The organism is Stenotrophomonas sp. 2619, assembly GCF_040548725.1.
GTDB lineage: Bacteria > Pseudomonadota > Gammaproteobacteria > Xanthomonadales > Xanthomonadaceae > Stenotrophomonas > Stenotrophomonas maltophilia_AP.
Genome location: NZ_JBEPSF010000005.1, coordinates 1 through 24,948, shown reverse-complemented (window position 1 = coordinate 24,948; position 24,948 = coordinate 1). Strand labels below are relative to the sequence as shown.

Sequence of the window (24,948 nt, the reverse complement as noted above, 5' to 3'; positions counted from 1 at the left end):
GGTGAGAATGTGGAGCCCGCCCAAACGCCGTTCTCATGGCGTCGGGAGCAGCATAGAGGGCGATGCCAAACACGGAGCGACCCATGAGCAAACTGCCCTTCAATCCCGGCGCCGACGCGGATGACCAGGACAAAGCGCACACCCCGGAAAAGCTCCGGAATGATGACGCCACGTGGAAAGACAAGGACATGCCTGAGGCGGAGCACACCGCCAAACCCGAAGACTACGAGCGCCCGACAAAGCCTTGATTGTCCTGTCCAGCACCTCCTTCCTATTCAGGAGAATCAGATGGCCTTGATCCACTCGATTTTGATGGGAGCTGTCGCCGGAATGCGGGCGATGACCCCTTTGGCTGCGGTGACCAACGCCGCGCGGAGCGGCAACTTGCCCGCCGACAACGGTGCCCCTCGCCTTCTGGCCAACAAGCTCGCCTCCGCAGGTATGCTCGCATTGGCAGGCGGAGAGCTTGTTGGTGACAAGATGAAAACGGCCCCCGACCGCATCGTCCCAGCGGGCATGGTTGCGCGCGTCGCTACCGGGATGATTGCAGGCGCAGCGCTTGCTCCCCATCGGCAGCGGAAGCTGGGCGCGCTTCTGGGTGCCGGCGCCGCTGTTGGTATGGCTTACGTGACCTTCAACCTGCGCATGCGGGCGATCGCCCGCTACGGTCAAAGCAGCACCGGCGCCGTGGAAGACGCCATTGCCGTCGGCAGTGCTGCCCTCATCACACAATGGGCTGCCGGGGGCGCCAAGCCAAGAGGACTTCGCGGATGAACCCCGATGAGCCGACGTCCCTCGGTCGGCGGTGCTGGGCCATCGCCGAGGGCTACATCCCTGCGTGGAGCAACGGGCCGGAACCAGCGCTACAAAGCCACGAGACGTGCTGCATCCTCAACACTGGTTCCACCGATGCGGCCATCACCCTGACGCTGTACTTCGAGGACCGCGACCCGCAGGGCCCTTACCGCTTCACCGTCCCTGCCCGGCGCACGTGTCACAAGCGCTTCAACGATCTTGAGGTGCCTGCCCCGGTGCCCCGTGGCGTGGGTTTTTCGTGCGTTATCGAATCCGATGTTCCGGTCGTGGTCCAGCACACCCGGCTTGATTCACGCCAAGCCGAGAACAGCATCATGACGACCATCGCCTACCCGCTTTGACCCTCCGGTCGGTCAGGCCCTGCACATTGCATCGACACCACTGGGCCGCGACGTTGACCAAGGCGTCCGCACACTAACTTTTCCTCAACCCAACAGAGGCTCCGCCGATGCCCGTGCCCAACTACCCGAAGCCGCCGTTCAAGGCGCAGCAGCAGTCGTTTCCCGGCAAGACCGACAAGCTCGATCCTCGGCCAGACCACGGTGAGGAAAGCTACGTTGGTCACGGCTTGCTGAAAGGCAAGAAAGCTCTGATTACCGGCGGCGACAGCGGTATTGGTGCGGCGGTAGCCATTGCCTACGCCCGGGAAGGCGCCGATGTGGCTATCGCGTTCCTTGAGGGCGAGGAGAAGGATGCCGCCAGCATTGGCGCTCTGATCGAAGCGGCGGGTCAGAAGGCCGTCCTGTGCCCCTGCGACATCAGTGACGACGCCCAGGCCGAGGCGCTCGTCAAGCAGGTCACCGGCGAACTTGGCGGCCTGGACATTCTGGTCAACAACGCCGCTTATCAGCGCTACTACGAATCCTTCGACGACATCACCCTGGACGACTGGCGAAAAACGTTCGATACCAATGTGCACGCGGTCTTCAACCTGACCCGACTGTGCGTGCCGCACCTGCAGGACGGCGGCTCGGTCATCAACACCGCATCCGTGAACTCCAAGAAGCCCACCCCCAACATCCTGCCCTATTCGGCCACCAAGGGCGCGGTGGCCAATCTCACCATCGGCCTGGCCGGCCTTCTCGCCGAGAAGGGCATCCGTGTCAACGCGGTGTTGCCCGGCCCGATCTGGACGCCCTTCATTCCCGCCGGCATGGCCGCGGAGGAAGTTGAGCAGTTCGGCAGCCAGACCCCGTTCGGTCGTCCCGGCCAGCCGGCCGAACTCGCCTCGGCCTACGTGATGCTCGCTGCCGACGGTGCGAGCTACACCTCCGGCGCACTGCTTACCGTCTCCGGCGGCGCGGTCACCCTGTAAGGCCTGTTCTCCCTCCTCCCCCAAGGATTCCAATGACTTCCCGCCACCAATACGACATGCAGAACCCGCTGACCCAGTTCCCACAGCCGACCTACCCGACCCAGGTTCAAACCCCGCCCGGCACTGTTCATGAACTCAAGCCGGCGGCTGACCATGGCGAGAAAAGCTACGTGGGCCTGGGGCGCATGAAGGGCCGCAAGGCGCTGGTGACCGGTGCCGATTCCGGCATCGGCCGCGCAGTGGCCATTGCCTTCGCGCGCGAGGGCGCCGACGTGGCGCTGAACTACCTACCCGAAGAAGAAGACGACGCCGCCGAAGTGGTGGCGCTGATTGAAGCCGAAGGCCGCAAGGCGATCGCCATCCCGGGTGACCTCCAAGAGGAGCAGTTCTGCGGCGACTTGGTGGCGCAGGCGGTCAAGGCGCTGGGCGGGCTGGACGTGGTCGCCAACATTGCCGGCAAGCAACTGGCCGTGGAAAAGATCGAAGACCTCACCACCGAGCAATTCGACGCCACCTTCCGCACCAACGTGCATGCGCTGTTCTGGGTGTGCAAGGCTGCCCTGCCGCATTTGCCCGCCGGCGCCACCATCATCAACACTGCGTCCATCCAGGCCTATCAGCCATCGCCCAACCTGCTGGACTACGCCCCCACCAAGGCGGCCATCGTGAACTTCACCAAGGCCCTGGCCCAGCAGGTGGCCGAGCGCGGCATCCGCGTGAACGCAGTTGCTCCGGGTCCGATCTGGACGCCCTTGCAGCCTGCCGGCGGCCAACCGCCTGAGGCCATTCCGGAGTTCGGCTCGCAGACGCCGCTGAAGCGGGCGGGCCAGCCGGTGGAAATGGCGTCGGCCTACGTGCTGCTGGCCACCCAGGAATCGAGCTACATCACCGGTGAGGTGATCGGCGCCACCGGCGGCATGCTGCTGCCGTGACCGCTAGCTCCAGCGATGCCGATAGCGTGCCTGCCGAGCGCGACGCGGACGGGTATGCGCCCATCCACTCCTACGCCGCCATTGGCGATGGGCGCTCCAGTGCGCTCATCGCGCCGGATGGCAGCATCGACTGGTGGTGCGCCCCGTGCATGGACGCACCGCCCTTGCTCGACCGCCTGCTCGATGCCCCGGCCGGCGGTCGTTTTGTGCTCCAAGCCCGCGACGTTCAGCAGGTGCAGCGGCGCTACCGCGACAACAGCAATGTGTTGGAGACCGACGTTCGCACCAGCACCGGCCTGGCCCGCGTGACCGAGTCGCTCAACAGCGGTCCCGCCGGGCGGCTGCCCTGGTCCGAGCTGGCTCGCCGGATGGAAGGCGTCGAGGGAGAGGTCAGCTTCGATCTGCTCTACCAGCCCGGCACGCGCGCCGGGGCCTGCACGCCGTGGATGAGCGACACCCCAAACGGGTGCGTGCATCACGCCGGCCCAGTCATGACGATGCTGCGCTATTCCGAACGCGTGCAGATCGGCAATTGCGATGACCGGGAACTCCGCGGCACCGTGACCCTTACGCCCGGCGACCGGGAGATTATCGCGCTGCTGGCCTCGCAGGACGAAGTGCTCCCGGTTCCGCCCTTGGTCGATATCGATACCCGCATCGACCGCTCTGATCGGGAATGGCGCCAGTGGGTGGACGACCTTCACTGCGACGCCAGCCGACGCGACGAGGTCATCCGCTCGGCCTTGGCGCTCAAATTCCTCTGGTTCGCCCCCACCGGCGCCATCGCCGCCGCCGTGAGCACCTCTCTGCCGGAACGCATCGGCGGGGACAAGAACTGGGACTACCGCTACGCCTGGGTGCGCGATGCTGCATACGTCATCAAAACCTTCCTGCGTGTGGGTGCCCTGCCCGACGCCAAGGCCGGCTTCAGCTGGCTGATGACCACGATCGGCCGCCACCGCCCCGGGCTCGCGCCTTGCTACACGCTGCGCGGCGAACGGGTCGAAAAAGAGCGCTGCATCGACGTGCCGGGTTACCGCAACAGCCAACCGGTCCGCGTGGGCAACGCCGCCGCCGAGCAGTTGCAGACCTGCGCCTACGGTGACGTGCTGGAAATGGCCAGCCGGATGATCGAGGCAGGCCACATCCTCGATCCCACCACCGCCCGGCTGCTGTTCGAGCTCGCCGACGAATGCGCCGACAACTGGATGCGCAAGGACAGCGGCTTCTGGGAACTGGGCGACGCGCAGCACTACACAATGTCCAAGGTGGAATGCTGGATGGCGTTGCGACGGGCCTGTGAGCTGGCTGAGGCCGGTCACATCACCACCGCTCGCCTGCCGCGCTGGCAGCGCGAGAAGGAACGCATCCTCGACTGGGTGGACGCGCACTGCTGGAATGAGGCAAAGCAGAGCTACGTGATGCACGCCGGCAGCGATCGTCTGGATGCGAGCCTGATGCTGGCCTCGCGCTTCGGCCTGGGCGACGTGCGTCGGGAGCGCTTCATCTCAACGCGAGAGGCCATGCGGCGCGAACTGTCCGATGACAGCGGCGATCTGCTGTGGCGCTACAGCGGCATGCAGGACTGCGAAAGCACGTTCATCAGTTGCGCGTTCTGGATGGTGGAGGCCTACGGCCTGCTGGGCGAGAAGGAAGAAGCCAGTCGCTTGTTCGGCGCGCTGCTGGCCCGGGTCCAGAACGACGTAGGCCTGATGCCGGAGATGTGGGATCCCCACCAGGAACAGGGGCTAGGCAACACGCCACAAGGACTGAGTCACTTGGCCTTGGTGCACGCTGCTTATGCGGTGGATGGCGAGTAGCGCTGCGCACCCACCTGGGCCGATGTTCCTCGGGGCGCTGAAAGGGCCGGCGAGAGTTGGCTCTATCCCAAGTTGCTATCGCTTCGGGTATGCACCTGCCCCTGTCCGTACTCGCCTAGCCCCTATCCAGCCGTTTGTGGCTGGCCTCGCCCCGCCTCCTCTAGGTAATTTGCGAAGGGCCAGTCTCCCAATTGCTGCGCCAACGAGAGGGCATCCCCTTCCTCCACATCCGCGCCATATCGAATCAGGACGGACGCAACAGATATCTTCGCGTCAATTTTCATCTCTTCTGCCATCACCAGCCAAACCAGAGGCGGCTCATCGCCTTCGTCTTCCGTGAAAGGATAGCTGTTAGGCCCTACACCTCGACTTAGCAACGCTTCGACCAGCTCGATGTCGCCCTGAACACAAGCGTGATGCAACTGCGGGTAGGCCAAAGCCCTGCCGCGGTCAATGACGGCCTTCGGGAGCTGCTCGACCGCTTGGAACATCTGTCTAAAAGCTTCTCGAAACTCAGGGAGGGTCACATAGAGTTTGCCCCGCCCGTCAGCTATCGCCTTCGGCAGCAGTTCCATGGGTATCTCCTTTTCAGTCCGGGCTGGCGTGCTCGGGCCCGCGCCCAACCATCCTATACCCACCGGCTTCCCAGTCACGAAAGAAAAGGCCAGGTCGCGGCGCGCAATGCCCGCATCCAAGCATCAAAGCGTTTGCCGATATAAACCGAGTATTGAGCCCCATGCCTGGGGCGCTCTTGTCAGTTCGAACATCCGCCCACCGTAGCTATTTGAGCACTTTGGCGCTCTTCCCTACAGGCAGGTCCAGTGCAGGCCTGCCCTCCTCATCCCAATGCACGGGCTGCACGCGCGGCGAACGTTCGGATGTACAGCCCATTTCAGGGCCCGGATTGGCGTGATATACGATCCATGGCGTTCCGTCACTCATATGGAAGAACCCGTTATGCCCCGGCGCATATACATTGCCGGCCGGGTTCTTCGCCAAGATAGGGCGCTTTTCCTTGGACCACGCCTTTGCATCCAAGGGATCTGCGCCTGCTTTGGCGTGCAACAGGCCAATGGCGTAATCATCGGACCAGCAGGCGCTGCCTGAGTAGGTCAGAAACAGGTCCCCGTTCGGGCCCTGGAGGAATTCGGGCCCTTCTAGGATCTGCCTGCCGCCCTGCCGCTCCCAGGTCTGGTCGGGGCGCGCGATGATGGTTTCCGCTCCCGTCAGTGTCCATGGGTTGGACATGGCCACGATGGCCAGCACACTGTCCGGCCCGATATACGGGGAGTAAACGAAATAGCGCTTTCCTCCCGTGCTGAAAGTCGTGCCATCGATCCCAGGATGAGCGGTGGCCAAACGACCGCGGTCGCGCCATTCGCCGGTGGTGGGGTCGGCGCTGCTGTTTTCGAGCACGAACACGCCGCGGTGTGAGTCTTCCTGCCCTTCGGCAATGCCGCTGGCGGCAGCCGTGTAGTAGATGTACCACTTGCCCTCGATGCGGTGCAGTTCCGGGGCCCAGATCGAGGTGGCATTGGGACCGGTCGCCGGTGGCCGCCACACCGTGATTTCCTGTGCAGCATCCAGCTTGGCGAGATCGGTGGTGACGCGGATGGCCAGCCGGTCACCGTGGGTGCCCATGTAGTAGAAGATCTGGCCCTCGCGGGTGATCCACGGGTCTGGCCCGGACAGTAGAAGTGGATTGTCCGTTGCCGGCGTTATGGCGGATACGCCGCCCGATGCCTGCAGGAGCGCCATGACCACCAGCGTACGAAGCGTGCCATTGAACATCTTCCCCTCCCGTGGAATGTCGCACTGACAGGCTTGCCAGCGCCGCACAACCAAATCATATAATCGGACAATAGGCAACACTCCGTCCACCTTGAGGATCCGCTATGCACCAGCGTCACACGGACAGCATCATTGGCATCAACTGGGGCAGCTCCAATCTGCGGGCCTACCTGATCGGGACCGATGGACGACGGCTGGACGCATACGAAACGCCCGCCGGAGTGGCACTGCTGCAGCGCGAAGGTATGGCCGCCGCCGCCGATGCGATCCGGGCGCGGTGGCCCGACGCCGGCCATGCCTATGCCGCCGGCATGATCGGCTCCAACGTTGGTTGGATCGATGCGGGCTATGTGGATTGTCCTGCGGGCGTGGAGGCGGTCGCGCTGAGCCTGGTACCCACCCGCATCGGTACGCTGGATGTGAGCATCGTGCCTGGCATGGCATGCGTGCGCCCCGTCGACGGTGCGCACGACGTCCTGCGCGGTGAGGAGACCGAGTTGCTGGGCTTGCTCAGTGCCGGAAACATCGACCTGGGTGCCATCGTCGCCCTGCCTGGTACGCACACGAAGTGGATACAGCTCATTGATGGGCGTGTGGACAGTTTCATGACCTCAATGTCGGGGGAGCTGTTCGACCGTTTGGCCAGCGCCGGCCTGCTGGCATCCGTGCTTGAGGGGCCCGGCACACCCGGGGCGGCCTTTGCCGAAGGTGTGCGCGCGGCGGCAAACGGCCCCCTCGGGTTGGGCGCCCTGCTCTTCGGCGTTCGCGCGAGGATGATCCGGGGTGCACTGCCTCGCGACCAGACAAGTTCCTACCTGCGCGGCCTGCTGGTCGGCGCGGAGATCGCCGACGCGTTAGCGCTGTTTCCTTCCTTGAAAAATGCCTCAGTGCCCTTGGTCGGTTCCGGTCCGGTCAACCGGCTTTACCAGGCGGCATTGGCCGAACTCGGCATCGCAGCGCGGCCGACCGCGTCGCCGGACGCCGTGGTGCGCGGATTTTCGGCCATCCATGCGATGGCTGCCGCGGCGCACTGACCGTCCACATTGAACGCTTGTTGCGTCGCAACGTGCGTATTGTCTGATTATATGTTTTTGTACGCTCCACGACATCGAGAGGGGTCTTGAGCAATGCGTGCTGGCAAGGGGAAAACGGCGGGATTGATCGGCGTACTGGCACTTTCCGCAGTGGGCGTCGCTGAGGGCCAGGAGCGGACGGTTGTGGGCAAGTTGCCGGATGGAACCCAAGTGGAATCCATCTTGCTGCGCGATGGCAGCGGCATGCAGGCGCGGGTCCTGACCTTGGGCGCAGCACTGCATTCGCTGGAAGTGCCAGACCGCGAGGGTGTGTTCGCCGACGTGCTGCTGGGCGACAAAGACCTGCAATCCACGCTCGACAAGCCGCAGTACTTCGGCACCATCGTCGGCCGGTTCGCCAACCGCATTGCCAAGGGCCGCTTCACCCTCGATGGGAAGAGCTACCAGGTGCCCGTCAACAACGGTCCCAACAGCCTGCACGGTGGAACCCGGGGATTCGACAAGGTGGTCTGGCAGGTCGTCGACGTCACCCCGGACCACGCTACCTTGCGGCACGTCAGTCCGGATGGCGACATGGGCTTCCCCGGCACGCTCACGGTCACCGCGACCTACGCCTTGAAGGGCAATGGCCGGCTGGAGATCGACTACAGCGCCACCACCGACGCGCCCACCATCGTCAACCTCAGCAACCATTCCTACTGGAATCTCTCCGGTGAGGGATCGGGCTCGGCGATGGAGCACGAGCTGACCATTCCGGCCAGCGCCTATACGCCGGTGGATGCGACCTTGATTCCCACTGGGATGCTGCAACCAGTGGCAGGGACCGCGTTCGATTTCCGCACGCCTAAGGCGATCGGTCGCGACCTGCGCCGGGGCGACGAACCGCAGTTGCTGCACGGCCAAGGCTACGACCACAACTGGGTCATCAGCACGGCACCGGCGCGTGAACTGCGCGAAGTCGCCCGCGTCCACGACCCGCGCTCGGGTCGCGTGATGACGCTGCTCTCCACCCAGCCAGGGCTGCAGTTCTATTCGGGCAACTTCCTGGATGGCAGCACGGTGGGCAAGAGTGGCCGCGTGTATCGCCAGGGCGATGCGATCGCGCTGGAACCGCAGTTGTTCCCCGATACCCCGAATCAACCGGCGTTCGGTTCGGCGCGTCTGGCACCGGGTGAGACCTATCTGAACCGGATCGTCTACGACTTCACTACGGACCGCGCTGCCAAGCAACGCCGCTGATCCCGCGCCCTGCGCACCTGCCGGTCTCTGCGCCGGCACCACCACCACGTAGCGCCCGCCTCCCGGTTTCGGCCAGGACGGGCAGCTCATGATCGAAGGAGATGCATCTCATGCGAAAGTGGCCTTCCCTCCTGCTGGCGACTTTGCTCGCCGTTGCGCCGATGGCGCATGCGACCGAAGCCGTACGCTGGACGCCGGCGCAGGCTGAAAGCTGGTATGCGAAACAGGAATGGCTGGTGGGGGCGAACTACACCACCTCCAACGCCATCAACCAGCTTGAGATGTTCCAGGCCGACACCTTCGACCCGGAGGCCATCGACCGCGAGCTTGGCTGGGCACACGAGCAGTTCGGCATGAACACCATGCGCGTGTACCTCCACGATCTGCTCTGGCAGCAGGACCCGCAAGGGTTCCTCAAGCGGGTCGATACCTTCCTGAGCATCGCCGACAAGCACGGCATCCGCCCGATGCTGGTCCTGTTCGACAGCTGCTGGGACCCCGATCCGGTGCTGGGGGCGCAACGCCGCCCGATTCCCGGCGTGCACAACTCCGGCTGGGTGCAGAGCCCGAGCCGCCACATGCTGGTGGACCCGGCCAATGACGCGCACTTCCGTAATTACGTGGAAGGTGTCGTCGGCGCGTTCGCCAACGACACGCGCGTGCTCGCCTGGGACCTGTGGAACGAACCGGACAACCCGGGTGGCGGCAACTACATGGACAAGCAGTTGAAGGGCGAGCAGGAACGCATCGCCGAGCTGTTGCCGCAGATCTTCGATTGGGCGCGTGCCAAAAGGCCGGTGCAGCCGCTCACCAGCGGCGTGTGGATCGGTGATGACTGGTCGCCCGGCGCCGCCTCGCTCACTTCGATCCAACGCACGCAGTTGGAGCGCTCGGACGTGATCACTTTCCACAACTACGAGCAGCCCGAAGCGTTTGTGTCCCGCATCAAGCAACTGCGCAAGTATGGCCGCCCGCTGATCTGCACCGAGTGGCTCGCCCGCGGCGCCGGCTCCAATGTGGACACGATCCTGCCGATCGCCCGCCGCGAGAACATCGGGATGATCAACTGGGGCTTCGTCGACGGCGCGATCCAGACCCGCTTCCCCTGGGACAGCTGGCAGCGCCCGTACACGATGGAGGCCCCCACCGTGTGGTTCCACGACCTGCTCAAGGCCGACGGCACGCCGTATCGCGCTCGAGAGGCGGAGCTGTTCCGCACCCTGGCAAAAACGCCACGCAAGTCCGTTCCTGCGTTCTGACACCTGACGGCCCGCCATCGACCGATGGCGGGCCACCCACCGCGCTCGCTTTCCGGAATCCGGAGATACCGCCATGACCCGCCATTCTTCCCGCACCCTGCTCTCCTTGGCCATCCTGTCCGCCCTTGCCCTGCCCGCCTTGGTGCAGGCGCAGACCGCGGGTGCGGTGAATGTAGCCACGCCCCACCCGGCTGCGCAGCCCACCGCCGTCGACCTGGATACCGTCACGGTCACCGCGCTGCGCCAGAGCCTGCAGACCGCCCAGACGATCAAACAGGAGGCGGCGATGGTAGTCGACTCGATCGTCGCTGAGGACATCGGCAAGCTGCCCGACAACAGTGTGGCCGATGCGCTGCAGCGCGTGACCGGCGTGCAGATCGCCCAAGGCAACCAAGGCGAAACCACCGGCGTGGTCATCCGCGGGTTGCCCAATGTGATCAGCACCCTCAACGGACGCGAGATCTTCAGCAGTTCCGGCCGTGGTTACGCGTTCCAGAACCTGCCGGCCACGGCCATCAAGAGCCTCAACGTCTACAAGAGCAGCGAGGCGAGCCTCCCGCTGGGTGGCATCGCCGGCCTGGTGGACATCCAGTTGCGCCGCCCGCTCGACTTCGATGGGGCTGAAATCGCCGGTACCGTCACCGGCACCCACAGCAAGTACGCCGGCGACATCGATCCTTCGGCCAGCCTGTTGCTGAGCAACCGCTGGGACACCGACGCCGGTGAGATCGGTGCGATGGTCAACTTCGGCTACATCGGCAAGCGTTACGCCTACGACGCCGTCTGGGGCGACTTTCCGAAGGTGCTGGAGAATCCGGACAGCTCGCCGATGCGGACCGATGACGGCAACCTGATCGCTGCGCCCAACGGCTGGGGCACCAACTACAACCATGGCGACCGGAAGCGCAGCGCATTCAACTATGCCTTGCAGTGGAAGCCGAGCGAGAACACCGAGGTTTACGTTGAAGGTCTGTACGACTACGTGCGCGACGACTATGACCAGGCGTTCCTTTTCAGCTTCCCGGTCGGGGTGGTGCCACCCACCGGACTGGAGGTGGGCAGCAACTGCTATCCAAACCAGCTGGCGGGCCCGCTCTCGGGTCAGACAATCTGCGATGCCACCGGTGGTTCCTGGACCGGCGACACCTACGCTGCCAGCAGTACCCAGGCGCACAAGCAGCGCGGCCAGGATATTCAGAACGCGCTCGGCTTCAAATGGAATGGCGACCAGCTGCACCTCTCCACCGAGGTCGCGCGCACGTCCGGCTATTACCGTGATGAGAACTTCATCATCGATACGTTCCTGAGCGGTCCTATCACCACAGTGTGGGACGGCACGGCGGGCAATCATCAGAACTGGTACCTGGCGGGCAACCCGGCCATGGATCCGTCACGGTTCTATCTGAATGGCCTCTTCCAGACTTGGGGCGAATCCCGCGGTGAAGAGAACAGCTGGCGAGGAGATGGCAAGTTCGATTTCCTGGACGGCCCCATCGCATTCCTGCAGTTCGGCCTTCGCTATGCAGACCGCAACGCCAGCGCCAAGGGCAGCGTGGAAATCAGCACCCCGCCGCCGGGTGGTGCAGGCACCGGCAACATCACCGCCAACCCGAACCCGGCCAACCAGGTGGTGGGGCTGGTCCCGGCCAACAGCTTCTTCTGCAGCAAGCGTGGCAACTCGGCGCTGAGCCAGTCCTTCCTCACCCCGTGCTACGACTACCTGATCAACAACGCGGATGAACTTCGCGCTTATTACGGCCTGCCGGACGGCCTGGCTGCCGAGAACCCCGGTCGCTTCTTCGACATCCAGGAGCGCAAGTCCGCGGGCTACGTGCAGGCCAAGTACGATTTCGATGTGTTCGGCCTGCGTGTGGACGGCTTGGTGGGCGTGCGCGCGGAGAAGATCAAGCGCGAGCTCAATGCCTTCTCGTTCGACGCCAGCACTGGCGTCTACAGCGCGATCACGCGAAACACGCAGGACACCAATACGCTGCCCAATGCCAGCTTGAACCTGCACTTCAATGATGCCTGGCAGTTGCGCGTGCTTGCCGCCAAGACCCTGAGCTACCCCGATTTCGGTGCGCTGAACCCGTCGATTTCGCTGAACCCGGGCACTGTCAATCGTGCGGGTGTGGCCAGCAGCGGCAACCCCGACCTGAGCCCGATCAAGTCGACCAACTACGACATGTCGCTGGAGTGGTACTTCTCGCCGGTAGGTTATGCCAGTGCGGGCGTGTTCTATCGCGATATCGATGGCTACATCCAGAACTACATTACCAATGTGGTCATCGCCGGTGAGGACTACGAGCTCTCCTCGCCCCAGAGTGCCGGCAGCGGCCATCTGCAGGGCGTGGAACTGGCGTACCAGCAGACCTTCGACTTCCTGCCCGGCGCATGGAGCGGACTGGGTGCGCAGTTGAACTACACCTACATCGAGGGCGACACCAAATCGCCGGAGTTCATCGGTGGCCCGGTGGTTTCCCGCCCGCTGCAGAACGTATCAAAAAACAACTACAACGCCGTGCTCTTCTACGAGAACTTCGGCCTGTCCGCGCGCCTGGCCTACGGCTATCGCAGCCGCTACATCGACTTCTTCACCCAGCCGACCGTCGCCGGCACCGAAGACCAGGTCGAGCCGGCCAGCTCGCTGGACTTCTCGATCAGCTACGACGTGACCCCTCGCGCCACCGTGGTGTTCTCGGCGACCAATCTGCTGGGCAACAATCTGCACCAGTTCTGGGGCAGCGGCGATACGCGGCCCCGCGATATCCGCTACCAGGACAAGACCGTGGCCATGGGCTTCCGGTTCAAACTGTGATGACGGCCGCCCCCATGTCCATGCAAGCCACCCTGCCGAACCCCTTTTGTCGGATAATAGGAGTGACCGCGCTCAGCGGAGCACCAAGCCAAAGGGGTGTCTGTGAAACGGATCGAGCTACGCAACCTTCACGATCAGGTTACCCAGGAAATTGGACAGCGCATCATCAGTGGCACGATCAAGCCGGGCGAGTATCTGCCCAAGGAAGAGCTGCTAGCACAGACCCTGTCGGTGAGCCGCTCCGCGCTTCGCGAGGGGCTGAAGGTGCTCGGCTCCAAGGGGCTGATCGAAACCAAGCAGAAAACCGGTTCGCGGGTGCGCGAGCCCCGGTTCTGGAAGCAGCTGGACAGCGACATCCTGGCGTGGCGCTGCGCGTTGATGCCCACCCAGGACTTCGTGGACAAGCTGGTGGAAATGCGCGAAGTGATCGAGCCTGCAGCGGCCGCCTCGGCAGCGCAGCGACGTTCGCCCGCGCAGCTCGCCAAGATCAAGGCGGCCTACCAGGCGATGGCCGACGCGCTCGATCAGGACGCGTGGGCCAAGGCGGATCTCTCCTTCCACGAGAGTGTGCTGGAGGCCACCAACAACGAGCTGCTGGGTTCGTTGTTCTCGGTGATCGACGCTGCGCTGGGCACGTTCTTCCTGCTCTCGGCGCAGACCGCCAAGGACTTCAAGTACTCGCTGCCGCGCCACTTCGAAGTGTACGACGCGATCCGGCTGAAGCAGCCGGAGGCGGCGCGTGCGGCGATGCTGGACATGATTGCCGATTCCCGGGCCAACCTGAAGGGAATCCGCGCCCCGCGCAAACCCCCACGCTGAAGGATTTCCCATGAGCACCGCCTGGATGCAACCCCTCCCATTGGTTGCCATCCTGCGCGGGCTCACCCCGCAGGAGGCCCCCGCGATCGGTGCCGCACTGGCCGATGCCGGGTTCCATATCCTGGAAGTGCCGCTGAACTCTCCGCAGCCGCTGGAGAGCATCGCCTTGTTAGCCAGTCAGCTCGGTGATCGTTGCCTGATCGGCGCGGGCACCGTCCTCACCACCGCCCAAGTGGATGACGTAGCAAACGCTGGCGGCCGGCTGATCGTCATGCCGCACGCCGACATCGAGGTCATCGCCGCCGCGCACGCCAAAGGCATGCGCTGTACCCCGGGCGTGGCCACGCCCACCGAGGCGTTCTCCGCGCTGCGTGCCGGTGCCGATGCACTGAAGCTGTTCCCTGCCGAGCAGTTGCCGCCGCCGGTGCTGAAAGCGTGGGCCAGCGTGCTGCCTGCCGGCACAGCGCTTCTACCGGTGGGCGGCATCACCCCCGAACGCATGGCGGCCTACCGCCAGATGGGCGCGGCCGGCTTTGGCATCGGCTCGGCCTTGTATGCCCCGAAGACCCCGCCCACGGAAGTGGCGCGCCGCGCGCGCGCGTTCGTCGACGCCTGGAACAGCACCAACACGGACCTCACCGCATGAAGATCACCGCCATCACCACCTACCTGGTGCCCCCACGCTGGCTGTTCGTTCGCATCGATACCGACGCCGGCATCTGCGGCTGGGGCGAGCCTATCGTCGAGGGCCGCGCGCATACCGTGGCCGCCGCGGTCGAGGAACTGTCCGATTACCTCATCGGCAAGGATCCCAGACACATCGAGGACCACTGGAACGTGCTCTATCGCGGCGGTTTCTACCGCGGCGGACCGATCCTGATGAGTGCGCTGGCCGGGATCGACCAGGCACTGTGGGACATTCATGGCAAGGCGCTGGATGTCCCGGTGCATGCGCTGTTGGGTGGCCCGGTGCGCGACCGCATCCGCGTGTACTCGTGGATCGGTGGCGATCGCCCGGCCGATACCGCCCGCGCGGCGTCAGAGGCGGTGGCGCGTGGATTCACCGCGGTGAAGATGAATGCCACCGAAGAAATGCAGTTCGTCGATACGCACGACAGGGTCACGCGGGTGCTGGAAAACGTGCAGGCCGTCCGCGATGCGGTGGGGCCCGGGATCGGCCTGGCGGTGGACTTCCACGGCCGCGTGCACAAGCCGATGGCGAAGGTGCTCATGCGTGAGCTGTCGCCGTTCGGCCTGATGTTCATCGAAGAACCGGTGTTGTCCGATCACCTGGAGGCGATTCCGGAACTGGCGGCCCTCTCCCCCGCCCCGATCGCGCTGGGGGAACGCCTGTACTCCAGGTTCGATTTCAAGAAGGTTCTGCAGGCGGGCGGCGTGGACATCCTGCAGCCAGACCCGTCGCACTCCGGCGGCATTACCGAAACCCGCAAGATCGCGGCCATGGCAGAGGCGTATGACGTTGCCATCGCCCTGCACTGCCCGCTTGGTCCGATCGCGCTCGCCGCCAACCTGCAGCTGGATGCGGTCTGCTACAACGCCTTCATCCAGGAACAGAGCCTGGGCATCCACTACAACGCCAGCAATGACCTGCTCGATTATCTGGTCGACCGCTCGCCCTTCGATTACAACGAAGGGTTCGTCAAGATTCCAAATGGCCCCGGCCTGGGCATCGAGATCAACCAGGCCTACGTCGATGAGCGGGCCGCCGAAGGGCACCGGTGGCGCAACCCGATCTGGCGCCATGCCGATGGCAGCGTGGCCGAATGGTGAGCGCGATGACGACCATGGCCCGATACCCCAGCCTGCATGGCCGTGCGGTGTTGATCACCGGTGGCGCGACCGGCATTGGCGCCGCCTTCGTGGCGCATTTCGCCCGGCAGGGCGCGAAAGTGGCGTTCCTGGACATCGATGACGACGGCGCCCAGGCCTTGCTGGATGACCTGCGTGACGTCGAGCAGGCGCCGCGCTACCTGCGCTGCGACATCACCGATATCGAGGCGTTGCGCACCACCATCGCCGAGGCCCGTGGCCTGGTCGGGCCTTTCTCGGTGCTGGTCAACAACGCGGCCAACGATGCGCGCCATGAGCTGGCCGACAGCGGCGTGGCCGATTTCGAGCGCAGCGTGGCGGTCAATCTGCGCCACCAGTACTTCGCGATCCAGGCCGTGGCGCCGGACATGCAGGCGCTGGGCGGCGGCTCGATCATCTGTCTGGGCTCGACCGGCTGGATGATCAAGAACAGTGGTTACCCCCTGTACGCCATGGCCAAATCGGCGGTACATGGGCTGGTCAACGGGCTGGCGCGCGAGCTGGGCCAGGACCGTATCCGCATCAACGCGCTGGTCCCCGGCTGGGTGATCACCGAGAAACAGCAGCGGTTGTGGCTGGATGCGGAAGGTGAAGCGCAGCTGCGGCGCTCGCAATGCCTGCCGGGGTACCTGCGTGCGGACGATCTTGCCCGTGCCGCATTGTTCCTGGCCGCCGATGACAGTCGCATGTGCACCGGCCAGGACTTCATCGTGGATGGAGGCTGGGTGTGAGCGGCCCGGTGAGCGTGGCGGTTGCCTCGGCGAACACACTGGGCGAAGGGGTGCTGTGGTGCGACCGCGAGCAGGTGGTGTACTGGACCGATATCCAGCGGTCGCAGCTGTGGCGCTACCGCCCGCAGGACGGCGCGACAGCCCGCTGGCCCATGCCCGAGCGGCTGGCCGCGATGGCGCTGTGCGAAGCCGATGGCTGGCTGCTGCTGGCGCTGGCCTCGCGGCTGGCATTCTTCCATCCCGAGCGTAACGAATTCCGTGACCTGCAGGGCCTGCATGGGGTGGCGCCCACCGATACGCGTGCCAATGATGGCGCCTGCGACCGTCAAGGCAGATTCGTGTTCGGCATGCTCCATGAGCCCGCCGAAGGGCCGAAGCAAGCGGTTGCGCCCTTCCTTCGCCTCAACGCGGACCTGACCCTGGAGACCCTGCGGCTTCCGCCGGCAGCGATCTCCAACAGCATTGCTTTCAGCCCCAGCGGCGACACGATGTACTTCTGTGACTCGCTGCAGAAACAGATCTGGCGATGCGATTACGCCAACACGCTCGGGCAGGCGCAGCTGTTCGTCGATCTGCGCGACGAGGTCGGCGAGCCCGACGGCAGTGCCGTCGATGCGGACGGCGGGCTCTGGAACGCCCGCTGGGGCGACGCCCGTGTGGTGCGCTACCTGCCGGACGGCAACGAGGACCGCTCGATTGCCACGCCGGTCAGCCAACCCACCCGCCCGGCGTTCGGCGGGCCTGCGCACCGCATGCTGTTCATCACCAGTGCGCACGACGGGCTGAGCGCCGCCGTGCGTGCACAGGAGCCTCTTGCCGGCCACCTGCTTGCGATCGATGCCGGTATCGCCGGTCTACCCGAAGCCCGGTTCGCCGGCGACCCCACCAGCTTGCCGCCCCGCGCAGTGCGTGGGACTTCCGCGGAGATTCCATGAGCCTTTCCACCCTCGATATCAGCATCGTACTGGCCTACCTGGCGGGCATCTTCGTCCTTGCGCAATGGGTGTCGCGCGAGAAGGCGGGCCAGCAGAAGTCGGCGCAGGACTACTTCCTGGCCAGCCGCAGCCTGCCGTGGTGGGCGATCGGTGCGTCGCTGATCGCCGCCAACATCTCGGCCGAACAGATCATCGGCATGTCCGGCTCCGGCTACGCCATCGGACTGGCCATCGCCTCCTATGAATGGATGGCGGCGCTCACCCTGCTGATCGTCGGCAAGTGGTTCCTGCCGATTTTCCTGCGCAATGGCATCACCACCATGCCGCAGTTCCTGCAGGAGCGTTACGGCAATCGGATCCGCACCCTGATGGCGGTGTTCTGGCTGGGCCTGTATGTGTTCGTCAACCTGACCTCCATCCTGTGGCTGGGCTCCATCGCCATCGCCGGCGTTGCCGGCCTGGACCAGGACGTGGCGCTGGTGCTGCTGGGAGCGTTCGCGCTGGCCTACCAACTGTATGGCGGCCTGAAGGCGGTGGCGCTGACCGACATCGTGCAGGTGTGCCTGCTGGTGCTGGGTGGCCTGCTGGTGACCATCATCACCTTGAGCAGAATCGGGGACGGCAGCGTCAGCGATGGCTTCATGCAGCTCTGGCAGCAGCACCCGGAACGGTTCGAGATGATCCTCAGCAAGGACAACCCGTTCTACAAGGATCTGCCGGGGTTGTCGGTGCTGCTGGGCGGCATGTGGATCGCCAATCTCAGCTACTGGGGTTTCAACCAGTACATCATCCAGCGGGCACTGGCCGCCAAGAACCTGCGCGAAGCCCAGAAGGGGGTGGTGTTCGCCGCCTTCCTCAAGCTGCTGATCCCGGCCATCGTGGTGTTGCCCGGTATCGCCGCGGTGATGCTGGCCCCGGACCTGGAGCGCCCCGACGCCGCCTACCCCACCATGCTGGCACTGCTGCCCAGTGGCATCCTCGGCCTGGTGTTCGCCGCCCTGATCGCCGCCATCGTCGCTTCGCTGGCGTCCAAGATCAATTCCGTGGCCACCATTTTCACCCTGGATTTCTACGCCAAGCGCGCGCCTGACGCCTCGCAGGCGAAGCTGGTGCGGGTCGGCCGCATTGCCGCTTCCATCGCCATCATCGTCGCGGTGCTGACCGCCCGCCCGTTGCTGGGCGGGTTCGACCAGGGCTTCCAGTACATCCAGGAGTTCACCGGCTTCTTCACGCCCGGCATCGTGGTGATCTTCCTGCTGGGTCTGTTCTGGAAGCGCGCCAACGAGGCCGGCGCGCTGGCCGCCGCAGTGGGCTCGTTCCTGCTCTCGCTGGTGTTCAAGCTGCTGTGGCCCTCGCTGCCGTTCCTGGACCGCATGGGCGTGGTGTTCCTGGCGACGCTGCTGCTGGGGGTCGGCGTTGCGCTGGCCACCCGCGCCAGTGGCGACCGCGACCGCATCCGTACCGATGACGTGGGCTATGCCACCTCCCCGTCGTTCAACGTCGCCTCGCTTGCGGTACTGGCGATCCTGGTGGCCCTGTACGCAACTTACTGGTGATGGACATGCAACTGACGCTTCCCCTGCGCACCCTGATGCTGGCCATGCTGACAGCCGTGGCGCTCCCTTCGCTGGCGACCGAGGTGACCTGGACCGATACGGCCACGGTCGATGCGGAGAATGCGGGCTGGGGCCGCCTGGCACGGCTGCCGGACGGCCGCTGGCTGGCGGTCACGACGCGCTATCCCGGCGGCGAGACCACCACGCTGCAGCTCTCTGTCAGCGACGACAATGCCCGCACGTGGGCGCCGCTCTCCCGGGTGGAAGAGCCCAAGCGAAAGCTCGACAACGGCGAGCTGATCGTCCTGCCCGAAGGTCGCGTTCTGCTGGCCATGCGCTCGCTCATCGATGGCGTGTCTTACCAATTGAACGTGTATGCCAGCGACGACCAGGGGCGCAGCTGGCGGTTCCTCAGCACCATCACGCGCAACGAATCCCCTGCCGGTCGCAAGGACCGGGGGGTGTGGGAGCCGGTTTTCACTCACCTGGAAGATGGCACCTTATCGGTGGTCTACGCCGACGAAACCCGGGCGGACGAGCAGCCCTCGTATAACCAGGTGGTATCGCAGCAACTGTCCCGCGACGGGGGGCGCACTTGGAGCAAGGCGGTGACGATCGCCAACCAACCCGGTGGCGGCCTGCTCCGGCCTGGCATGCCCGTGATGGCACGGCGTCCGGACGGCGGTTACCTGATGGTGCTTGAGACCTGCGGGGATGACCCGCAGTGTCCGGTGTCCTACAAGATCTCGGCCGATGGCCACACCTGGCCGGCAGGCCTGGGCACTCCGCTGGCGGACCAGCGCTGTGGGCCCCACGTCATGACCACCCAAAGCGGCACCATGTTTGTCACCTCCTGCTCCAATGAGGTCAGTGCAAGCGACGATGGAGGTGCCCGCTGGAAGACAGTCAGACCGCCCGCATGGCCGCTAGGCTTCCGCCACTCCTGGCCGGCAGTGGTTGAATTTGGCCCCCAGGAAATCGGCGTAGTCAATGTAGTGGATGGAAGCGTGAAAGTTCGATTTGGAACTTACACGTCAAAGGATCGCAACTGAGTGCCGCTAACCTTCGCCTGTGACAACACACTTCGGGCACGTCGCGGCTTCAATCAGTCAACGGCGGGAATTCTACTTGGCAACCCGCCTCGACCAAAGTAACCAACCCAAAGGAGATTAGTCCCGTTCCGGAACGGCTTTTATGACGACTGCCATTGCGTCACAATGCTCAGGTCTGCCCCTTTATGCTCTTCCATTCCAATGAGCAATCGAATCCTCTGGCTCCTCACTCTGACAGTCACCGGGCTTGCGAGTCTCGACTCATCCGCCGCCTCTTGGCCTGAAAGCCGTAGCGATGCCGTGAAAGTGGTCGCGGAGATCCGCCGGGTGGTTGCGGACGAAGGCGTGGAGCGGCTGGAGAAAGTCCGCATTGGCGGCATCGACCAGTGGGTATCGATCCGCGGGTCGGATCGCCGCAATCCAGTGCTTCTCATGCTCCACGGCGGACCAGGCTGGGTATCAATGCCCACCAGTTGGTATTTTCAACGCGGCTGGGAGGAGTATTTCACGGTCGTCCAGTGGGACCAGCGGGGCGCCGGCAAGACTTACGCCGCTAACGAGCCGTCCGTGATAGCACCCTCGATGACGCGCGAGCAGATGGTCGCCGACTCGGAGGAGATGGTTGCATGGCTACGGCGGGAGTTCAGAAAGGAGAAGATCTTTTTGCTGGGCCACTCTTGGGGCAGCTACCTCGGCTTGGAGGTTGCACAGCGCCATCCTGAGTGGCTGCATGCCTACATCGGTATCGGACAGATATCCAATGCCCCGGAGAGCGAGCGGCGCGGGTGGGCATGGACCCTTCAACAAGCGCAGGAAGACGGCAATGCGAAAGCGGTGGCCGAGCTCCAAGAGTTAGCCCCGTATGCCAAGGGCACTGCCCCGGTGCCCTTGCAAAGTCTCTTCAAACAGCGCAAGTGGCTTAATTACTACGGCGGCATGGTTCATAATCGCCGTGGCGGCGACGCGGAAGCTGCAGCAATAAAGCTCTCGCCAGAGTATTCCGATGCCGACGTGGCGGCGGTCTGGAACGGTAACGATTTCTCGATGGAACATTTGTTGTCAGAGGTCTTATCGCTGGACATGTCTTCGGTGCGACGCGTCGACACTCCCGTGTTCCTGTTCCTAGGCCGGCATGACCACAATGTTTCTTCGGAACTGGCCGCCAAATGGGCCGATAATCTTACGGCCCCGGAAAAGCAAATTATCTGGTTTGAACAGTCGGCGCACGAGGTCATGATTGAAGAGCCGGGCAAGACACTGCTTACCCTCGTCCAACAGGTGCGCCCCATTGCAGAGCGTGCAGGCGATATCGCACCTTAAAATGAGGGAACCTGCCCAAGAGCAAGTTCCACGCGCTTTTATCCCCCCAAAATCAGCCAGGGAAGGGTAACCAACCCTTGCGCGATCGCGTGGAGTTTGGCCGACAGCTCAGGCCGATCGACGCTAACAGTGAATTCCTGAAGATCCAACGCGGGACCAATGAACGCCGATGTCAGACGAGCGCCGTCCAAGTCCAAATGAATCCAAGAGCCCACGCGATTGATGGAAAAAGCGCGTAGGGCGGCCCGCTCGCTTTCCGAGAGCCCGACCCTGAACTGCGGGTGCCCACTGGCCGCGTAGCCAAGAAATCGAATCGCGCTGAGCTCGACACAAGGTGGTATCAACTGCTTGGCCTTCTATTGCTTGGATGGGCCCGCCTCTTCCCGATGCGCCTCCCCGCCTCAAACGAATTTGCCCGTGTGTCTCCTGCCACGGACCGCTCAGAATCATCGCCCGTCAGTTTACGTTGAGCTCATCCGTGCACCATCTAACTTGCCGACTGATTCATTGACCGGATGCAAGTGAGGCGCGACGTGAATAGGGAGAGGGGCCAAAGAGAGAAAGAGAAAGCGGCGGAGCGGTGCCATTTCACAGCCAAACGCAGGCGCGCGGTCGGTATCGGTGGCCAAGCAGCACGCCTTGCTCCGGTCGCTCAGAAATTTCCTAGACTGGAAGCTGGGCAAGCTGCAGCCCCAGCCTAGGTGGGCCCCGACATTGCCAGCACCGAGAATGGCAAGGCGAAGCCGTGGCCATGGGGGGTGGCGCTGCGTCGATTGCATACCAGCGGCAATCATCGCCGCCATGCCCAACGTCGGGACCCACAAAACCACAGCAGCCGCTATGCAGGTGGGCGAGCTACGGCAAAATCCACGATCGCCGTTTCACCAATCCTCATCGCTGCGCCTCAATCCAGCGCGCCACATCGTCGACCAACTGCGGAAGCACCTCGCCGGGCGTGTTGTACTCCTGCAGCGAACTCGGACCTTCGCCCGGGATCCCTAAGTGGTTGAGCGCCGGATATCGCTCGAAACTGGCTCGGCGCTGTCCAGCAAGGCTGCGCTTCCAAAGCTGCCAGTCGGTATCCACAACTTGAAAGTCGCGCCCTCCCTGAAGCAGCAGGATCGGGAGCGCGGAGGCCTTGGCGTCGGCGACTGGATCAATTTTCTCGAACGCGCGCCAGTAGGTTGCTGGCACGCCCAGCGGCAGGTCCTTGGCAGCAACCGGCTCGGTGCCGCGTGCGGCGGCGATCTGCGCGTCCAGCTTGTCCAAGAAGGCTTGGTCATCGGCGCTGATGCTGCCATCCAGGCCCAGCAGGTAGCGGTTCTGTTCTGGCAACACGGTGAGCAGCGAACGGGCCGGCGCCGACCACATGACCAGTCCGGCCACCTTGCCCGAGCGCTGGGCGATGCGAGGCGCCAGCATGCCCCCTTGGCTGTGGCCCATTACGTAGACGTGCTGCGGATCAATGCCGGTGGTCTGGACCAAGCTGGCGACGGCAGCTACTGCATCGTCAGTGGTTTCGTCATCCACCGTGTAATTGTCGCGATTGAACTCCTCTGGACGTGCTTTGGTGCGCTTTTCGTAGCGGAGCACCGCGATGCCGCGCGCGGCCAGGCCGCGCGCCACGTCCAGGAACGGTCGATTCGGCCCAATGGTTTCGTCGCGGTCTTGGGGACCCGAGCCGTGCACCAACACTACCGCGCGGAACGGCCCTTTGCCCTTGGGCAGCGCCAACGTGCCTGGAAGGTTACCCTTGCCAGACACCACGTTGAAAGGCATCTCCTTGAAGCTCGCATCGGACGGCACGGACGGCGCCGGCGGCGCTTGGGCAGCCGCCGGTTTGAAGTTCATACCGGCCACGCGGCCACTGGCATCTACCGCCACTTGGGTGTCGATGTCGCCCATCGCGAACCTCAGCCGCTGCGTCACCAAGCTTATGTCTCCGCGCGCACTAACCTGGGCAGCGCCGCGCTCTTGAAGCCCGCCGAACGAATTCCATAAGGCCTGTAGCTGCGCTGCCGGCACAGCCTTGGACATCTCCGGGGTGAACATCTCCTCAGCTGCGCCCACGTCGCCGGCCTGCAGGCGATCAAGGAGAGTGGCAGCAGTCTGCGCTGGCTGGGCAGCATGAGCCAGCGTGGCGGCGAAAGAGAGCATCAGGCTCGTACCCCAACGTGTCAGCGCGCGCATGTCACTCTCCTTTCCCAAAGATCACCACCACCGACGGAACGGCCGGTTGATCGCGCTCACCGCTTGCCAGGCCAGCCCGCCCAGCCCGTTCCGTTCGTCCAAACTCAGCTTTCGCTTCGCGTGTCAGATTCGTTTCGACTCCAATAGTTGGGTAGCTCCAGCGTGTGACCACAGCTTGATCTCCATTTCGAGGTTGAGATGGGGCAGGCAAGCTGCCCAGCGCTGTTGATCTCTGATCATCAGTCATGTGGATTTACAGCGGAAGGCCAACCAGAGCCGGCGCAACGTCCCCCGACGGCCTTTACCCCAAGCCCCAATCAGTCTGTCAGCGGCCCCGCTACGCTGCTCGACCTATTGAGCCTTTGCCAGCTCCGGCTCCGCCTCTGGCGCCAAAGTGTGAATCACGTCCCCTTTTGCATTGAGAAACTCAATGGCGCCATAACCTTCTTCGGTTACCGTCAGACGCAAACGTGGCTTGTCAGCCTTGTCACTCAAGGCGATTGCCGGCGTGCCATCAGCGCCCACCACCATTCGTATACGCGTGGACGTCTTAACCCCGGGAACCAAGCGATTCCCGAGGGCCGGTTCGCGCAGCAGCGGCGGGGCTTGGTTGATCGAGAACGCCACCTCGCCGTCCGGCGAGACACGCCAGCCGATGGCATCCATGGCCGGGTGGTCCAGGGCCAGAACCGCCATTCCCCCGGCCACATCGGCGGTGCCGAATCCACCCCGCTCGCTGCCTTTGTCATCGTAAAGCACCAGCCCGGCGACGTTAAACGCCCGTCGGTATTGAAGCCCATCGATGATCGGAGCGGGCGTTCGGCCCGAAAGAGTCATCCGGATGACGCCGTTCTCGTCGACAATATCGATGCGTTTTGTCGTTATTCGGTCATGGTCGGGCCTAGTAACTTTTGTTTCAGGACTTTGCGACTCAATGATGCGCTGCAGCGCATCCAGCGATGGCCGAGACGGGCTGGAATTTTCCGCCGCTTGCGACAGAGGGCAGGCCAACATGGAAGCGAGGAGAAAAGCAAAGGCAAGTATCTTCATGCAGGTTCCCGTGGTGGTTAGTGGCTTTTCGCTGGACGCATTGACGCTGCTGCCGGATCTTACCGCCACGTCACCCACGCCCCTGGATGCACTGACTGGACGTCGATAGCGGTTCCCCGCGCCGCCCTGACCAGCGCGCCAAGAGGATCGTCCACTTCCTGATACTCATCAACTCCCGAGACGCCGTAGTGGATCGGGACCACGGACCGCGCGCCCAGCACGGTGGCGGCCGCAATGGCCTGCTCCGGGGTCAACACGCCCGGCTGTCCGCTGACGGGCTTGCGCCATCCGAACCTGGCGCCGTTGATCGGCAGGAACGCCACGTCGAAGGGCCCGAACTGGCGAGCGATCTTCCACCAGTGACCGTGCCACATCGTGTCTCCGCCATGGAAGATCCGCCGGCCCGCGGCCGATACCACCCAGGAAACCTGCGTGTCGCCG

General features: G+C 64.1%; 23 protein-coding genes. 18 read left to right on the top strand and 5 right to left on the bottom strand.

Annotated features, from left to right (window positions below):
- Nucleotides 1-83: 83 nt before the first annotated feature.
- The 6 genes from ABIA71_RS06565 (at nt 84) to ABIA71_RS06540 (ending at nt 4,883) form a co-directional block, all read left to right on the top strand.
- Complete coding sequence (locus ABIA71_RS06565) at nt 84-248, top strand: hypothetical protein (RefSeq protein ID WP_313422838.1); 165 nt, start codon at nt 84-86, stop codon at nt 246-248.
- A gap of 40 nt (nt 249-288) precedes the next feature.
- The gene (locus ABIA71_RS06560; RefSeq protein ID WP_088434075.1) at nt 289-774 is read left to right on the top strand and encodes a DUF4126 domain-containing protein; all 486 of its coding nucleotides are present in this window, start codon (nt 289-291) and stop codon (nt 772-774) included.
- On the top strand, nt 771-1,157 hold the full coding sequence (locus ABIA71_RS06555) for a sensory rhodopsin transducer (protein ID WP_313422837.1): 387 nt from the start codon (nt 771-773) through the stop codon (nt 1,155-1,157). Before ABIA71_RS06560 ends, ABIA71_RS06555 begins: the two co-directional genes overlap by 4 nt.
- Before the next feature lie 107 nt (nt 1,158-1,264).
- Nucleotides 1,265-2,131, top strand: coding sequence for an SDR family oxidoreductase (locus tag ABIA71_RS06550; RefSeq protein WP_088434073.1), 867 nt, complete (start codon nt 1,265-1,267; stop codon nt 2,129-2,131).
- 32 nt (nt 2,132-2,163) lie between these two features.
- Complete coding sequence (locus ABIA71_RS06545) at nt 2,164-3,063, top strand: SDR family oxidoreductase (RefSeq protein ID WP_354284102.1); 900 nt, start codon at nt 2,164-2,166, stop codon at nt 3,061-3,063.
- Complete coding sequence (locus ABIA71_RS06540) at nt 3,060-4,883, top strand: glycoside hydrolase family 15 protein (protein WP_354284100.1); 1,824 nt, start codon at nt 3,060-3,062, stop codon at nt 4,881-4,883. The genes ABIA71_RS06545 and ABIA71_RS06540 overlap by 4 nt, the downstream gene beginning before the upstream one ends.
- A 122-nt stretch (nt 4,884-5,005) precedes the next feature.
- On the opposite strand, the gene ABIA71_RS06535 is transcribed toward ABIA71_RS06540, so the two are convergent.
- Both ABIA71_RS06535 and ABIA71_RS06530 read right to left on the bottom strand, forming a co-directional pair.
- Nucleotides 5,006-5,458 carry an ankyrin repeat domain-containing protein gene (locus ABIA71_RS06535; protein ID WP_354284098.1) on the bottom strand — a complete coding sequence of 151 codons (453 nt, stop codon included), beginning with the start codon at nt 5,456-5,458 and terminating at the stop codon, nt 5,006-5,008.
- Nucleotides 5,459-5,663: 205 nt separating this feature from the next.
- Nucleotides 5,664-6,674 carry a glycoside hydrolase family 43 protein gene (locus ABIA71_RS06530; protein ID WP_354284096.1) on the bottom strand — a complete coding sequence of 337 codons (1,011 nt, stop codon included), beginning with the start codon at nt 6,672-6,674 and terminating at the stop codon, nt 5,664-5,666.
- Nucleotides 6,675-6,778: 104 nt separating this feature from the next.
- Between ABIA71_RS06530 and ABIA71_RS06525 the strand changes: the two genes are divergently transcribed.
- From ABIA71_RS06525 to ABIA71_RS06470, 12 genes are all read left to right on the top strand, one after another.
- Nucleotides 6,779-7,708 carry a 2-dehydro-3-deoxygalactonokinase gene (locus tag ABIA71_RS06525; protein ID WP_354284094.1) on the top strand — a complete coding sequence of 310 codons (930 nt, stop codon included), beginning with the start codon at nt 6,779-6,781 and terminating at the stop codon, nt 7,706-7,708.
- 93 nt (nt 7,709-7,801) lie between these two features.
- The gene (locus tag ABIA71_RS06520) at nt 7,802-8,947 is read left to right on the top strand and encodes an aldose epimerase family protein (RefSeq protein ID WP_313244481.1); all 1,146 of its coding nucleotides are present in this window, start codon (nt 7,802-7,804) and stop codon (nt 8,945-8,947) included.
- Between the two features lie 110 nt (nt 8,948-9,057).
- Nucleotides 9,058-10,206, top strand: coding sequence for a cellulase family glycosylhydrolase (locus ABIA71_RS06515; RefSeq protein ID WP_354284092.1), 1,149 nt, complete (start codon nt 9,058-9,060; stop codon nt 10,204-10,206).
- A gap of 73 nt (nt 10,207-10,279) precedes the next feature.
- Entirely contained in the window at nt 10,280-13,024 is a 2,745-nt protein-coding gene (locus tag ABIA71_RS06510; protein ID WP_354284090.1) for a TonB-dependent receptor, read from the top strand.
- Between the two features lie 102 nt (nt 13,025-13,126).
- Complete coding sequence (locus ABIA71_RS06505) at nt 13,127-13,843, top strand: FadR/GntR family transcriptional regulator (protein WP_354284088.1); 717 nt, start codon at nt 13,127-13,129, stop codon at nt 13,841-13,843.
- Nucleotides 13,844-13,853: 10 nt separating this feature from the next.
- On the top strand, nt 13,854-14,489 hold the full coding sequence (locus tag ABIA71_RS06500) for a 2-dehydro-3-deoxy-6-phosphogalactonate aldolase (RefSeq protein WP_354284086.1): 636 nt from the start codon (nt 13,854-13,856) through the stop codon (nt 14,487-14,489).
- On the top strand, nt 14,486-15,634 hold the full coding sequence (gene dgoD, locus ABIA71_RS06495) for a galactonate dehydratase (protein ID WP_354284084.1): 1,149 nt from the start codon (nt 14,486-14,488) through the stop codon (nt 15,632-15,634). The genes ABIA71_RS06500 and dgoD overlap by 4 nt, the downstream gene beginning before the upstream one ends.
- A 14-nt stretch (nt 15,635-15,648) precedes the next feature.
- Nucleotides 15,649-16,404: an SDR family NAD(P)-dependent oxidoreductase gene (locus ABIA71_RS06490; protein WP_313422828.1), complete on the top strand. Its 756-nt coding sequence runs from the start codon at nt 15,649-15,651 to the stop codon at nt 16,402-16,404.
- Nucleotides 16,401-17,339 (top strand): SMP-30/gluconolactonase/LRE family protein, encoded by a 939-nt coding sequence (locus ABIA71_RS06485; protein ID WP_313422827.1) that lies wholly within the window; start codon nt 16,401-16,403, stop codon nt 17,337-17,339. Before ABIA71_RS06490 ends, ABIA71_RS06485 begins: the two co-directional genes overlap by 4 nt.
- Nucleotides 17,336-18,895, top strand: a complete 1,560-nt coding sequence (locus tag ABIA71_RS06480; RefSeq protein WP_293982176.1) for a sodium/sugar symporter — start codon at nt 17,336-17,338, stop codon at nt 18,893-18,895. Before ABIA71_RS06485 ends, ABIA71_RS06480 begins: the two co-directional genes overlap by 4 nt.
- A 5-nt stretch (nt 18,896-18,900) precedes the next feature.
- A complete protein-coding gene (locus ABIA71_RS06475; protein WP_293982173.1) occupies nt 18,901-19,947 on the top strand; it encodes a sialidase family protein in 1,047 nt (348 codons plus the stop codon).
- Nucleotides 19,948-20,148: 201 nt separating this feature from the next.
- On the top strand, nt 20,149-21,267 hold the full coding sequence (locus ABIA71_RS06470; RefSeq protein ID WP_354284081.1) for an alpha/beta fold hydrolase: 1,119 nt from the start codon (nt 20,149-20,151) through the stop codon (nt 21,265-21,267).
- A gap of 891 nt (nt 21,268-22,158) precedes the next feature.
- Here the strand turns inward: ABIA71_RS06470 and ABIA71_RS06465 are convergent.
- The 3 genes from ABIA71_RS06465 to ABIA71_RS06455 form a co-directional block, all read right to left on the bottom strand.
- Complete coding sequence (locus ABIA71_RS06465) at nt 22,159-23,457, bottom strand: alpha/beta hydrolase (RefSeq protein ID WP_354284079.1); 1,299 nt, start codon at nt 23,455-23,457, stop codon at nt 22,159-22,161.
- A gap of 351 nt (nt 23,458-23,808) precedes the next feature.
- On the bottom strand, nt 23,809-24,507 hold the full coding sequence (locus ABIA71_RS06460; RefSeq protein ID WP_088434056.1) for a hypothetical protein: 699 nt from the start codon (nt 24,505-24,507) through the stop codon (nt 23,809-23,811).
- 59 nt (nt 24,508-24,566) lie between these two features.
- A partial coding sequence (locus ABIA71_RS06455) for an MBL fold metallo-hydrolase (protein WP_354284077.1) occupies nt 24,567-24,948 on the bottom strand: 382 nt, incomplete at its 5' end.

Excerpts from the sequence above, each read along its gene's own strand:
- ABIA71_RS06565 (WP_313422838.1), top strand. The coding sequence starts at position 84 with ATGAGCAAACTGCCCTTCAATCCCGGCGCCGACGCGGATGACCAGGAC.
- ABIA71_RS06560 (WP_088434075.1), top strand. The coding sequence starts at position 289 with ATGGCCTTGATCCACTCGATTTTGATGGGAGCTGTCGCCGGAATGCGG.
- ABIA71_RS06555 (WP_313422837.1), top strand. The coding sequence starts at position 771 with ATGAACCCCGATGAGCCGACGTCCCTCGGTCGGCGGTGCTGGGCCATC.
- ABIA71_RS06550 (WP_088434073.1), top strand. The coding sequence starts at position 1,265 with ATGCCCGTGCCCAACTACCCGAAGCCGCCGTTCAAGGCGCAGCAGCAG.
- ABIA71_RS06545 (WP_354284102.1), top strand. The coding sequence starts at position 2,164 with ATGACTTCCCGCCACCAATACGACATGCAGAACCCGCTGACCCAGTTC.
- ABIA71_RS06535 (WP_354284098.1), bottom strand. The coding sequence starts at position 5,458 with ATGGAACTGCTGCCGAAGGCGATAGCTGACGGGCGGGGCAAACTCTAT.
- ABIA71_RS06530 (WP_354284096.1), bottom strand. The coding sequence starts at position 6,674 with ATGTTCAATGGCACGCTTCGTACGCTGGTGGTCATGGCGCTCCTGCAG.
- ABIA71_RS06525 (WP_354284094.1), top strand. The coding sequence starts at position 6,779 with ATGCACCAGCGTCACACGGACAGCATCATTGGCATCAACTGGGGCAGC.
- ABIA71_RS06520 (WP_313244481.1), top strand. The coding sequence starts at position 7,802 with ATGCGTGCTGGCAAGGGGAAAACGGCGGGATTGATCGGCGTACTGGCA.
- ABIA71_RS06515 (WP_354284092.1), top strand. The coding sequence starts at position 9,058 with ATGCGAAAGTGGCCTTCCCTCCTGCTGGCGACTTTGCTCGCCGTTGCG.
- ABIA71_RS06510 (WP_354284090.1), top strand. The coding sequence starts at position 10,280 with ATGACCCGCCATTCTTCCCGCACCCTGCTCTCCTTGGCCATCCTGTCC.
- ABIA71_RS06500 (WP_354284086.1), top strand. The coding sequence starts at position 13,854 with ATGAGCACCGCCTGGATGCAACCCCTCCCATTGGTTGCCATCCTGCGC.
- dgoD (WP_354284084.1), top strand. The coding sequence starts at position 14,486 with ATGAAGATCACCGCCATCACCACCTACCTGGTGCCCCCACGCTGGCTG.
- ABIA71_RS06490 (WP_313422828.1), top strand. The coding sequence starts at position 15,649 with ATGGCCCGATACCCCAGCCTGCATGGCCGTGCGGTGTTGATCACCGGT.
- ABIA71_RS06480 (WP_293982176.1), top strand. The coding sequence starts at position 17,336 with ATGAGCCTTTCCACCCTCGATATCAGCATCGTACTGGCCTACCTGGCG.
- ABIA71_RS06475 (WP_293982173.1), top strand. The coding sequence starts at position 18,901 with ATGCAACTGACGCTTCCCCTGCGCACCCTGATGCTGGCCATGCTGACA.
- ABIA71_RS06470 (WP_354284081.1), top strand. The coding sequence starts at position 20,149 with ATGAGCAATCGAATCCTCTGGCTCCTCACTCTGACAGTCACCGGGCTT.
- ABIA71_RS06465 (WP_354284079.1), bottom strand. The coding sequence starts at position 23,457 with ATGCGCGCGCTGACACGTTGGGGTACGAGCCTGATGCTCTCTTTCGCC.
- ABIA71_RS06460 (WP_088434056.1), bottom strand. The coding sequence starts at position 24,507 with ATGAAGATACTTGCCTTTGCTTTTCTCCTCGCTTCCATGTTGGCCTGC.